Origin of the sequence: Agromyces sp. Marseille-Q5079 (assembly GCF_051016555.1) — a bacterium.
Taxonomy (GTDB): domain Bacteria; phylum Actinomycetota; class Actinomycetes; order Actinomycetales; family Microbacteriaceae; genus Agromyces.
Genome location: NZ_JBPEJF010000007.1, coordinates 127499 through 139692 on the forward strand (window position 1 = coordinate 127499; position 12194 = coordinate 139692).

11 protein-coding genes are annotated in these 12194 nt (G+C 74.2%); 5 read left to right on the forward strand and 6 right to left on the reverse strand.

What is annotated here, in order from left to right:
- Positions 1-33 precede the first annotated feature (33 nt).
- From ACR3IO_RS15570 to ACR3IO_RS15590, 5 genes are all read left to right on the forward strand, one after another.
- The gene (locus tag ACR3IO_RS15570) at positions 34-807 is read left to right on the forward strand and encodes an isocitrate lyase/PEP mutase family protein (RefSeq protein WP_434072135.1); all 774 of its coding nucleotides are present in this window, start codon (positions 34-36) and stop codon (positions 805-807) included.
- Between the two features lie 243 nt (positions 808-1050).
- On the forward strand, positions 1051-2079 hold the full coding sequence (locus ACR3IO_RS15575; protein ID WP_434072136.1) for an ABC transporter ATP-binding protein: 1029 nt from the start codon (positions 1051-1053) through the stop codon (positions 2077-2079).
- A gap of 4 nt (positions 2080-2083) precedes the next feature.
- Complete coding sequence (locus ACR3IO_RS15580; RefSeq protein WP_434072137.1) at positions 2084-2902, forward strand: ABC transporter permease; 819 nt, start codon at positions 2084-2086, stop codon at positions 2900-2902.
- Between the two features lie 2 nt (positions 2903-2904).
- Entirely contained in the window at positions 2905-4044 is a 1140-nt protein-coding gene (locus ACR3IO_RS15585; protein ID WP_434072138.1) for a winged helix DNA-binding domain-containing protein, read from the forward strand.
- A 32-nt stretch (positions 4045-4076) separates the two neighbouring features.
- Positions 4077-4457 (forward strand): DUF1304 domain-containing protein, encoded by a 381-nt coding sequence (locus ACR3IO_RS15590; RefSeq protein WP_434072139.1) that lies wholly within the window; start codon positions 4077-4079, stop codon positions 4455-4457.
- A 3-nt stretch (positions 4458-4460) separates the two neighbouring features.
- Here ACR3IO_RS15590 and ACR3IO_RS15595 read toward each other — a convergent pair whose 3' ends face one another.
- From ACR3IO_RS15595 to ACR3IO_RS15620, 6 genes are read right to left on the reverse strand one after another with little or no spacing between them, the layout of a single operon-like run.
- Positions 4461-5072 (reverse strand): hypothetical protein, encoded by a 612-nt coding sequence (locus ACR3IO_RS15595; protein WP_434072140.1) that lies wholly within the window; start codon positions 5070-5072, stop codon positions 4461-4463.
- Positions 5069-5902, reverse strand: coding sequence for a PP2C family protein-serine/threonine phosphatase (locus ACR3IO_RS15600; protein WP_434072141.1), 834 nt, complete (start codon positions 5900-5902; stop codon positions 5069-5071). Before ACR3IO_RS15600 ends, ACR3IO_RS15595 begins: the two co-directional genes overlap by 4 nt.
- Positions 5902-7332, reverse strand: coding sequence for a DUF5684 domain-containing protein (locus ACR3IO_RS15605; protein WP_434072142.1), 1431 nt, complete (start codon positions 7330-7332; stop codon positions 5902-5904). The genes ACR3IO_RS15600 and ACR3IO_RS15605 overlap by 1 nt, the downstream gene beginning before the upstream one ends.
- Positions 7329-9845 (reverse strand): transglutaminase-like domain-containing protein, encoded by a 2517-nt coding sequence (locus ACR3IO_RS15610; protein WP_434072143.1) that lies wholly within the window; start codon positions 9843-9845, stop codon positions 7329-7331. The genes ACR3IO_RS15605 and ACR3IO_RS15610 overlap by 4 nt, the downstream gene beginning before the upstream one ends.
- On the reverse strand, positions 9842-11230 hold the full coding sequence (locus ACR3IO_RS15615; RefSeq protein WP_434072144.1) for a DUF58 domain-containing protein: 1389 nt from the start codon (positions 11228-11230) through the stop codon (positions 9842-9844). The genes ACR3IO_RS15610 and ACR3IO_RS15615 overlap by 4 nt, the downstream gene beginning before the upstream one ends.
- The gene (locus tag ACR3IO_RS15620) at positions 11227-12192 is read right to left on the reverse strand and encodes an AAA family ATPase (RefSeq protein WP_434072145.1); all 966 of its coding nucleotides are present in this window, start codon (positions 12190-12192) and stop codon (positions 11227-11229) included. The genes ACR3IO_RS15615 and ACR3IO_RS15620 overlap by 4 nt, the downstream gene beginning before the upstream one ends.
- Between the last annotated feature and the right edge of the window lie 2 nt (positions 12193-12194).

A 12194-nucleotide genomic window follows, 5' to 3' on the forward strand; every position in this document is an offset into this window, starting at 1 on the left:
CGGCACCCCTCCCGGCGGCCATACGCTGGGACGATGACCACCGCCGAACGCGCTTCCGAACTCCGCCGCCTGCACGCCGCCCCCGAACTGCTCCAGGTGGTGAACGTCTGGGACGTCGTCTCCGCCAAGGCCGTCGCCGCCGTGCCGGGCACCCGCGCCCTCGCGACCGCGGGCCACTCGATCGCCGCGAGCTTCGGGTACCCCGACGGCGAGCAGATCCCCCTCGACCTCATGCTCGACATGGTCGGCCGCATCGCCCGCGCCGTCGACGTGCCCGTGAGCGCCGACCTCGACGCCGGGTACGGCGATGCGGGCGAGACCGTGCGGCGCGCGATCGGCGAGGGCGTCTCGGGCGCCAACATCGAAGACCAGCTGAAGCCGCTCGACGAGTCGGTCGCGGCCGTGAGCGCCGCCGTCGCCGCTGCAGAGGCAGAGGGCGTGCCGTTCGCGCTGAACGCCCGCACCGACGCCTTCGTCCGCGGGCGCGAGCGCTCGCTCGAGGCCAACATCGCCGACGCGATCGCGCGCGGCCGCGCCTTCCTCGACGCCGGTGCCACGAGCGTGTTCGTGCCCGGCATGTTCGGCGAGGAGGTCGTGTCCCAGCTCGTGGAGGGCATCGGACACCTGAAGGTCTCGCTCATCGGCCTGCCCGGCGTGCCCGCGCCCGCACGCCTGCAGGAGCTCGGCGTCGCCCGCCTCTCGTACGGCCCGACCACGCAGCGCGTGGCGCTCGGCGCCCTGCAGGACCTCGCGACCGACCTCTACCTCGGGGGCGTGCTGCCCGACGGCATCCGGCCGCTGAACTGACGCGACGACGGTCGAGTAGCCGGTCGAGTAGCGAAGCGTATCGAGACCCATCGGCGTTCGCATCGAGGTCTCGGTACGGCGCTGCGCGCCGACTCGACCGGCGCGGGATCTCGCGAATCCCCCGCGTGACGGATGCCGCGCGCGACCGTCCCTCGCTAGGGTGAGCGTGTGGCGACTCGTCGCCGGGCCGTACGGGGGTGCGGTCAAGCGCGGCCCGTACGCCCCCGGGTACGAGGAGAACGCATGGACAGCGGCATCCCCATCGAGATCACGGGGCTCAGCAAGCACTTCGGCAGCGTCACCGCGGTCGAGGACCTCAGCTTCACCGTGCAGCCCGGAAGGGTCACCGGGTTCCTGGGCCCGAACGGTGCCGGCAAGACGACCACGCTGCGCGTGCTGCTCGGCCTGGTCAAGGCCTCGAGCGGCACGGCGACCTTCGGGGGCACCCCGTACCACGCGCTGAAGAAGCCGCTCGAGACGGTCGGCGCCGCGCTCGACGCGAACTTCCATCCCGGGCGCACCGCCCGCAACCACCTCAGGATCACGGCGACCGCGGCGGGCATCCCCTCGGCGCGGGTGCCGGTCGTGCTCGAGCAGGTCGGGCTCGCCGAGTTCGCCGACCGTCGCGTCGGCGGCTTCTCGCTCGGCATGCGCCAGCGGCTCGCGCTCGCGTTCACGCTGCTCGGCGATCCCGCGGTCTTCGTGCTCGACGAGCCCATCAACGGCCTCGACCCCGAGGGCATCAAGTGGATCCGCCTGTTCCTGCAGCGCCTCGCCCAGGACGGGCGCACCGTGCTCGTGAGCTCGCACCTGCTGAGCGAGGTGCAGCAGAGCGTCGACGACGTGGTCATCATCTCCCGCGGGCGACTGGCCAAGACGGGCACCCTCTCGAGCCTCGAGCTCGAGTCGGCCCCGCGCACGATCGCAGACTCCCCCGACCGCCAGAAGCTCGCCGCGGCCCTCGCGCAGGCGGGGCTGGAGTACACCGAGGGGCGCAACGGATTCATCGTGGCCGAGTCCGACCCGGGGCTGGTCGGCCACGCGGCCTTCGTCGGTGGCGTCGAGCTGAAGTCGCTGCACCGTCTCAAGTCGGGACTCGAGGAGTCCTTCCTCGCCCTCGTGAACGGCGAGGTCGACCACCACGAGATCGAGCCCGAGGCCGGCGGTGTGCCCGACGACGATGCCCCGCCCGGTGGCCCGACGGCGGACACGCCATCGGCGGAACCCGCCCCCGATGCGCCGGATGCGCCCACCGACGGAGCCAAGGAGTGATGGCATGATGCGCGCACTCGGCTCCGAGTTCCAGAAGGTCTTCACCACCCGCATGTGGTGGCTGCTCACGCTCCTGCTCGTCGGGTACGTCGCGTTCCTCGCGGGCGGCTTCGGCGCGTTCCTCGGCTGGTCCATCGACAATCCGGATGCCGCCGCCGCCTCGTCCGGGACCCCGCTTCCCACCGAGGGACTCGCCCCGCTCGTCTACAGCTTCGCGTCCTCGATCGGCTACGTGTTCCCGGTGCTCTTCGGCGCCCTCGCCGTCACCACCGAGTTCCGGCACAAGACGCTCACACCGACGTTCCTCGCCGAACCGCACCGCACGAGTGTGCTGAGCGCGAAGTTCGTCTCGCAGCTGCTGTTCGGCGCGGGCCTCGGCGTCGCCGCGTTCGCGACGTCCGTGGCCGCGGGCGCCGGCGCGCTCGCGGCATTCGGCATCGACACCGAACTCGACTCCTCCGACACGTGGGCGCTCATCGGCCGCGGCGTGCTGGCCATGGCCCTCTGGGGCACGATCGGCGTCGGCCTCGGGTCGCTGGTGCCGAACCAGGTCGCGGCGATCGTCATCGTGATCGCGTTCACCCAGTTCGTCGAGCCGATCCTGCGCCTGGCCGCCTCGCTCAACGACGTCACGGCGAACATCGGCCGGTTCCTCCCCGGTGCGGCGAGCGACGCGCTCGTGGGCGCGTCGTTCTACAGCGTCGCCGCGATCGGCTCCTCGACGATGCTCGAGTGGTGGCAGGGCGGGCTCGTGCTGCTCGGCATCGGCGTGGTCACGACGCTCATCGGTGGCGCGACCACCTGGCGGCGGGACGTCTCGTAGCGATGGACCTCGCGGCGCTGCGCGACCTGCGGCTGCGCGTGCAGGGGCTGCGGCATCCGTTCGACGCATCCGCCCCCGAGTCGGTACGGCGCTTCGTCGCCGTGCAGGCGCAGGAGTTCCTGCCCGCGCAGTGGGGGCTCGCGCAGCGGGTGCCCGCCGAGCGCCGGCCGGATGCCGCGTCGACCCTCGCAGACCTCGACGCGGGCCGCATCCTCCGCACGCACGTGCTGCGGCCGACGTGGCACTTCCTGCACCCCGACGACGCCAGGTGGGTGCTCGAGCTCTCGGCCGAGCGGGTGCACCGGGCGAGCGGCTCGATGTACCGGACGACCGGCGTCGAGGGCGACGTCGCCGCGAGGGCCCTCGACGTCGTGGCCGGGGCGGTCGAGGGCGGCCACCGCACGAGGGCGGAGCTCAGCGTCGCCCTCGCCGCCGCCGGCCTGCCGTCGACGGGCGTGCCGATGGCCTACGTGGTGATGCGCGCCGAGCTCGAACGCGTCGTCATCAGCGGCGCGAACGCCGGGAAGCAGCGCACGTACGCCGCGTTCGACGAACGCGTTCCACCGTCGCCGCCCCGGGACCGCGCCGACGCGCTCGTCGAACTGGCGATGCGGTTCATCGCCTCGCGCGGCCCCGTGACCGATCGCGACTTCGCCGCATGGTCGGGCTTCACGCTCACGGACACGCGACGCGCCTTCGCCGACGCGATCGAGCGAGCGGATGCCGCGGGCCGTCCCCTCGCGACCGTCGACGTCGACGGCGTCGACCACCTCGTCGAGGCGGCCGCGCTCGAAGCGCCGGCATCCGACCCGAGCCACCCCGACCCGTCGCCGCGCGTGGACCTCCTGCAGGCGTACGACGAGTACATCATGGGCTACGCGTCACCCCGGACGTACCTGCACCGGACCGGCGACGAGGTCGTCCACGCGGAGTTCCCCCTGCACGCGCTCATGCTCGACGGCGTCATGGTCGGCCGATGGGCGCCGCCCGTCGCATCGGGCACGCCGACGGTGCGGATCGTCCCCTGGGTCGCGTCCACGCCCGACGAGGAGGCCGCGCTCGCGGCATCCGTCGTCGAACTGGAGCGGTTCCTCGGCACCGACCTCGCCGTCGCCGTCGAACCCGAATCCGCGCCGGGCTGAGCGACCCGACAGGCGCGCGATACGATCACGGCATGCTCGTCATCGCCAGCGTCTTCGTCGCCCTCGCAGCCCTGCTGCACGGCTACATCTTCCTCATGGAGAGCGTCTGGTGGACCAGGCCCGCGACGTGGAAGCGCTTCGGCGTCGCCGATCAGGCCGCCGCCGACACGACGCGGCCGATGGCGTACAACCAGGGCTTCTACAACCTGTTCCTCGGCATCGGCGCCGCGATCGGCCTGGTGCTCGTCTGGACCGGCGTCGACGAGGCCGGGCGGGCGCTCGTGCTCTTCAGCACGGCCTGCATGTTCCTCGCCGCGGCCGTGCTGACGACGACGGGGCGCGGCTACCTGCGGGCCGCCCTCACCCAGGGCACGCTGCCGCTCATCGGCTTCGTGCTCTTCCTCTTCGCCTGACGGCTATCCGAGCAGCGCGGCGACCGCCGCCACGACGACGACCGCGAGGCCGACGACCGTGACCGAGCACGCGGTGACGAACGCCGCGAGCACCACGGCGGCCGACCGTCGCGAACGCCGCGCGACCGAAGGCAGGCCGGCGGCGGTGTCGCGCGTGGGCGGCGGACCGGCGGGCAGGACCGGCTGCGGCGCAGGTCGTGCGACCGCGACCTCGCGCGCGGCGTAGTGGTCGGCCAGGCCCGGGCCGATGCCCGGCTCGGCCGTGCGGAGCACGTCGTCGGACACCGGGGCCGGGGCCGGCCGGCGGCGGTCGCGCCGCGTCGGCGCCTTCATGATCTGCTCCGCGGCGTGGGTCAGCGCCGGCGCGGACGCCTCGCGGGCGACGACGCGAGTGGCCTCGTCGTCGTCGGCGTCCTCGAGACGCGCGACGACGATCGTCGCATCGACGTCGGAGGGCTCGCTCCGGCTTCCGGCCCGGTCGACGACGACCGTCGCATCGACGTCGGTGCCTGCGTCGGCATCGGCGTCGCGGCCGCGATCGACGACCACGGTCGCCTCATCCGGGTCGTCGAACTCCGCCAGGGAATCCAGCACGGCGCGGTCGGGCTCGCTCATCGGGTCCTCCCCGGCACCGGGATCGTCGTCGAGTCCTCGACGTCGGCGACGCCGACCAGCGAGGGGACGCCCGTCGTGGCATCCGACTGGTCGTCGATGCCGCCGGCGATCACGTCGACGACGACGACCGTGACGTTGTCGCGCCCGCCGGCCTGCACTGCGCGCTGCACGAGCGCCGCCGCGGCGGACTCCGGCCGGCCGCTCATCGTCAGCGTCGCCCGGATGCCCTCGTCGCTGACCTCGGAGGTCAGGCCGTCGCTGCAGATCAGCAGCCGCTCGCCGTTCACGACGGGCAGCAGCCAGCTGTCGGCGGTGCTGTCGGGTGCGCCGATCGCGCGCGTGATCACGTTGCGGCGCGTGAACGTGGCGAGCTCGTCGGGACGCAGCTCGCCGCGCTCGACCAGCTCCTGCCCGAGCGAGTGGTCGACCGTGAGCTGCTCGAGCTCGATGCCGTGATGGCGGTACACCCGCGAGTCGCCGACATTGAAGACCAGCCACGCGGGCCCGTCCTCGTCCTCGACGAGCGCGATCCCGGCGACCGTGCTGCCGGCGCCCCGATCCGTGCTCGCGGCGACGGCCGCGACCGCGGTGCCCGCGGCGGCGAGCGCCGTGCGCACGTGGCTCACGCTCGCGACATCCGCCCCCGCGACGTGCTCGCGGAACGCGGCGACGACCGCGGCGCTCGCCCGATCGCCGGCCTCGTAGCCGCCCATGCCGTCGGCCACGACGAACACCGGCCACTCCGCCAGCGCCGAGTCCTCGTTCGCCTGGCGGACGAGGCCGACGTCGGTCGCGACCGCGGCCGTGAGCTGCACACGGGGATGGGACATCAGCGCAGCGCCTCCGCGGCGTGCGGATCGGGTTCGATCCGCACCTCGAGCGTGCCGAGCACGAAGCGGCCCGAGAACGGCGTGGGCACGCCGACCTCGACGAAGTGATCGGTGCCGGACCCGTCGGCCAGCAGCACGCCGTTCGTCGAGTCGAGGTCGGTGATCCACCACTGCTGGCCGTCGAAGTGGATCATCGCGTGCGTCTTCGACAGCGTGCGGCTCGGGTCGGGCACGACGAGTGAGCGCTCGCCCGCATCGCCGGACCGCGGGTTGCGTCCGAGCAGCATCGTCGGCGCCTCGAGCGGCAACGCGGTGCCGTCGCCGAGCAGGAGTCGCCACTCGAACGCCGGCCGCCGATCGACCACGACCGTGCGATCGAACGGATCGTCGTTACCCGTGACGACGGTCTCGTCGGAGTCGACCTCGAACGCGCCGAGCGGCGTCGCGACCGCCTGCGCGCCGGGCGGAGCCGGGGCGAACGACGCGGGGACGAGCGGCTGCGGGACGGATGCCTCGGTGTGCTGGGGCGCGATGAACGGGTTCGGCACGGTTCCGTACACGGGGGCCCGCGGCGTGGCGGGGGCCACGGGCTGGGCGGGCGCCAGCGGCTGGGCCGGCACCGGCTGCTGGGCCTGCACCCAGTGCTGGTCCGGTTCCGGAGCGGGCGTCGGGGTGGGCGCGGAACCCGGCATCGGCGGGAGCGGCTCGATGCGACCCGGGACCCGCTGGGGCTCCGCCGCGGCGAATGCCGACGGCGGTGCGAACGGCGAGGAGGCGGGATCCGGGGCCGCGGGCAGCGGCGTCGCCTGGGCGTTCGCCGTAGGAGCGGGCGCCGCCTGGACGGACTGGACGGGAGCGGGGGGCGCGACGGGTTCCGCCACTGCGGCGGCCGGCGCGGCGACCGCCGCGGCGCCCGGCACCAGCCAGCCCGGGAGCGGGGTCGCCCCCGGCGCTGCGGGCTGGGCTGCCGCATACGGGTTCGCCAGCGGTCCGCCCGGCTGCACGGGCGGGATGGGACCCGTGACGGGCCCCCGCGGCATCCGCCCTCGTTCGGGGTCGGGCGAGGGGCCGAGCGCGAGCACCGTGGCCCAGACCGCCGGCAGCAGCACGCCGAGCACCGTCGTGCCGACGCCTCGCCAGCTCTGCTTGCTGATGCGGTGCAGCGCGAACACCTTGAAGACGAGCCCGACGACCTGCGCGAGCGGCACGTAGAGCAGGAGGGCGAGCCACGGCTGCTGCCCGCCGATCCGGAACACCTGCATCTCGTTGTACACGGGGACCCACGCCGACCAGGCGGGCTGCCCGAACTGGGCGAACACCTTCGCGAGCATCAGCGCGTACCAGACGTACACGCCGATGGCGACGAGGAGGCTCACCCCGGTCACCATGAGGGAGGCAGCTGCGATCTGCTGGGCTTCGTCGGGGGTCATCGTGCGGGCTCCTCGAGTGATGCGCGTGCGGGGCGGAAGGATCGGGCGAGCGAGGCGAACGAGAGTCGCGCGGCGAGTCGGCGGCGCGCACGAACCTCGGCCCGGAGTGCGGCGCGTTCGTCGTCGACGAGCCGCCATGCGGCATCCGCCGCGTCGGACGTCGGCGGGTCGCCCGCGAAGACGGCGCGATCGACGAGCGCCGCGAGCGCGGCGGCGGCCGGGCGTGCGACCGTGCGCGCGGTGTCGGCCCGCGCGACCGGCTCGGCGGCGAGCAGGCCGTGGTCGGCGTAGAGGTCGACGAGTTCCTCCCACGCGCCGACGATGCGGACCTCGGGCGACGGGTCGCGGCGGCGACGACGGGACCGCAGCGCCTTCGCGACCAGCAGCACGACCAGCGGCAGCACCAGCAGCAGCACCGTCGCGGTGCCGAGGCCCGCCCAGCGCAGCCAGTTGGCAACGGTCGGCGGGATCGCGGCGCCGTCGCTCTCGGGCGATGCAGCGGCGTCGTTCGACTCGCTCTGCGCGGACGGCGGATCGACGACCGGGGCGTCGGGGCGCTCCGGCGTCGTCGGGTGCTCGGGCAGCTGCTCGCCCTGCTGGATGAGGCTCGGCGCCACCGCGAACTGCGGGGTCGCGTCGACCGGCACCCACACGTCGGCCTCGCCGGACACCTCGGTCCACGCGGTCAGCGCCCCGCCCGTGCACACGTCGGAGCAGGTCTCCACGCCGGGCAGGTCGGGTGCGCCGGGCAGGCGGAACCCGAGCACGACCCGCGACTCGTATCCCAGCGAGCGGGCGATCAGCGCGACCGCGACCGCGAACTGCTCGTCGTCGCCGATCCCGGCCACGAGCGCGGCATCGGATGCCTCGGGGCCGGCCAGTCGCTGCTGGTCGGCGAGTTGGGTGAACAGGGCCTCGATGCGCGCCTTCGAGTGCCCGGAGTAGCTCGGGAGGAAGGCGTACCCGCCGCCGAGGCGACCGATCCACCCCGCCGCGTCGGGTCCGTCGGCGGCCGCGTGGCTGAGGTACCCCCGGGTCCGCAGTCGTTCGACGAGCTCCTGGAACCCCGCCGCCGTCCGCGGCTGCCCCTGGAGGTCGAGCCAGGCGGTGAGCGCCGGGTACTCCTCGGGATCCAGCAGCACGGAGGTGCCGGGTTCGTCGAGGTCCTGCGCCTCGTCGGGCGCCGCGACGACGGCGTACTCGTCGCCCGCGACCAGGCCGTGGGCATCGCCCGAGGCATCCGGGATCGCGGCGATGTCGATCGAGGTTGCATCGTCGGCCGCCCGGTGGAACCCGTCGTCGAGGGCGGCGGAACGCGAACCGGAGAAGTCGGGCGCGGCGCGCAGGCCGAGCGGCACCGGCACCCAGATCCCGGCGTACCCGTCGCCGACCCGGAGCGCGAATGCGGAGTCGCCCGGCGCTCGGACCGCGGCGCGAGGCAGCCGGCTGAAGCGGGCGACGCCCTCGGGGTCCTCGGCGGCCGCCACGTGGAAGGTCTCGCCGTCGTACGCGTCGAGGGTGGCCAGCCGCAGTCGCTCGACGCCCTCGGTGTCGCCCTCGATGGCGAACCAGGTCTCGTCGATGCGCTCGGCCGAGAAGGCCCCGCGGTAGCTCGCGAGCGGCGTCGGCGTCTGCCGGAGCACGACCTCGGGCGCCACGGCGTCTCGGAGCGCCGACCGGTCGACGATGCCGGCCGCGGCGGGCGCGACCACGGCGCCCACGACGAGGGCGACGGCCACGAGCACGGCGGCCAGCGAGCGCCTGCGGAGTGCGGGCCAGCCCGCGAGGCCCGCACGCTGCACGGTGCCTGCGGTCGCCCGTCGCAGTGCCGTGGCCCTGCTCGAGCGCGATCGCAGCAGCAGCCAGGCGAGCGCCGCCACCAGTCCCCCGACGGCGACCAGGAGCTCGCGCGGGGCCGGGACGACCACCGGTCCGACCGCCAGCGATCCGCTCACCGCGCTCGAGCCGAACGCGAGGCCGTACCCCGACATCGCGAGGCCGACCACGACGGCCGCCGGCGAGGACCGGCGATCGGGGACGACGAGCAGCCCGGCCACGAGGGTGCCGACGAGGATCACGAGCAGGAAGGGCACGAGCACGGCCTGGTACTCGCCGAGCGGCAGGGACAGCGTGAGCACCTGCTTCCAGCCGACCACGATGCCCACGGCCCCGTCGCGGATGCCGCGCAGCCACGCCTGCGGGCTCGCCATGGCGCTGGGGATCGCGATCGGCACGACGAGCAGGAGGTACGCCGCTGCGGCGGCCACGACGACGGTCAGCCAGCGCAGCACGCCCCGGAACGGGAGGGCGCGGGACATCGCGACCAGGCCGAGGCCGGCGAGGATGCCGACCGCCGCGACCAGGAGCGTGCGGGCCGAGCCGTAGATCGGCCACGCGGCGACCGTGGCGAGCACGCCGGCGACGACGACGTAGCCGATGCCGAGCGCCGTGCGGCGCAGGTCTCCGTCCGGTGCCGACGCGGCCCGGTCGCTTCGGCGGCGGGCGGCGCTCATCGTGCGGCTCCGCGGGCGAGCAGCTGCGGGAGGTCTGAGAGCTCGCCGAGCGTGAGCACGGTGAGGTCGTCGGAACGCCGCACGCCTGGCTCCGCTCCGGGCTCGACGCGAACGGCGACGACGGCGATGCCGAGCGGCAGGGCGATGGCGGCCCTCCGCAGCCGCTGCAGGGGCACGAGCGACCCGGTGACGAGGTAGGCGATCGAGAGGTCGCCGAAGGACTGGGCCACGAGGGCGGCGACCGACTCGAGGCGGATGACGCGCGCCTCCGTGCCCGACGCCGGCCCGCCCTCGAGCGCCGAGACGGCGTCGAGCAGGGTCCTCGGCGTGATCGTCGGGAGCGACCGCATCGACTGCACGGCACCGCGATCGGCGGTGTCGAGGCTCGCGCTCACGGCCACGAGCACGTCGCGGCCCTCGGTCACGCCCCGCACGCCGAGGGATGCCGCAGCGCTCACCGCGGCCTCGAACTCGTCGTCGCCGGAATAGCCCTCGAGGTCGAGGTCGAGCAGCACCGCGATGCGGGCGTGCCTGGACTCCTCGTACTGGCGCACCATGAGCTTGCCGGTGCGCGCGGTCGACTTCCAGTGCACGTGGCGCTGCGAGTCGCCGTGCACGTAGTCGCGAACGGCGTGGAACGAGAGGTCCGCGTCGACGAGCCGGTTCGACGGGGCGCCCTCGAGGTCGCGGATGAGGCCGGCGCTCGAGGACGGCAGGGCGGTGGTCACGGGGTGCACGTGCACCCGCTGCACCTCGGGCCAGCTCATCGCGCGCCGGAGCACGCGCAGCGGGTCGCCGCGCGAGACGGTCATCGGGCCGACGTCGATCACCCCGCGCCGATGCGCGGCGATGACGAGCTCCTCGCGGTGGTGGCCGCCGCCGCGAAGCAGCGGCACGTGCGCTTCGACGAGGCCCGGGCCGACCGGGATGTCGACGACGCCCGGCAGCGAGGGGCGCGAGCCGTCGTTGACGATGTCGAGGGTCGCGCGGATCTCGGACCCGGCGACGACGCGCTCGCGGTCCAGCTCCAGCCGCACGCGGTACTCGTGCGACCCCAGCAGGAACGGCACGCAGACGAGGAGCAGCGCCGCCGCCATGGCGGCGACGACCCAGGCCTCGAACCACCCGAACGCGGCCCCCGCGACGGCGCCGCCGACCATCACCCCGACGAGCAGCATGCCCGCCGGCGAGACGGTCTCCCGCACCCAGGCGCCCGCGCGCGCGGCGAGGCCGCCGGCGACGCGCGCGGTGCGGCGCAGCCGTGCGGCGCCCGCGGCCACCGGGCCGCGGCGCGTGCGCGCGAGACGCGTGACCGTCGCGCCACGGGTCGAGGTGACCGTGTCGGTGGTCGCGGGTTCGCGGAGGAGGGCGTTCTGAGGGGTCACGCCACGCCGTTCTCCCGAGGCGCGGCCACGTCGAGCAGGATCTGGTTGATCACGGCGACGGCGGTCACCCCGTCGAACTCGGCCTCGGGCTCCAGCACGAGGCGGTGCGCGAGCGCCGCCACGGCGAGCGAGCGCACGTCGTCGGGCGTGGCGTACGTGCGGCCCGCGGCCGCGGCCCACGTCATGGCCAGGCGCGACAGGGCGATCGCCCCGCGCACGCTGACGCCGAGGCGCACCTCGGACGCGCGGCGCGTGGCGTCGACGAGCCGCATGATGTAGTCGGACACGAGCGGGTTGACGTAGACCCCGCGCGAGAGCTCGTTCATCGCGACGATCGTGTCGGTGCCCACGATCGCCTCGAGCTTCGGCTTCGGCGCGCCGACCGCCTGGAGGATGCGCATGGTCGCGGCCTCGTCGGGGTATCCGATGGTGGTCTTCACCGAGAAGCGGTCGAGCTGGGCCTCGGGCAGGCGGTAGGTGCCCGCCTGCTCGATCGGGTTCTGGGTCGCGATCACGAGGAACGGGTTGCCGACGGGACGCGTGACGCCGTCGATCGTGACGTTGCCCTCCTCCATGACCTCGAGCAGCGAGGACTGCGTCTTCGGGCTCGCGCGGTTGATCTCGTCGGCGAGCACGATGTTCGCGAACACGGGCCCGGCGTGGAACTCGAAGCGCCCCGCCTTCTGGTCGTACACCGTGATGCCGGTGACGTCGCCGGGCAGCAGGTCGGGCGTGAACTGGATGCGCGAGGACGTGCCGTGGATCGTCTCGGCCATCGCGCGCGCGAGCGCGGTCTTGCCCGTTCCCGGCGCATCCTCGAGCAGCACGTGGCCGCCGCTCACGGCCGTGGCGAGCACGAGCTCGACGACGTGCCGCTTGCCGAGCACGGCCTGCTCGATGTTGTCGGCGATGAGCGAGAACGTCTCGGCGAACCAGGCGGCTTGCTCCGGTGCGATCGTCACGG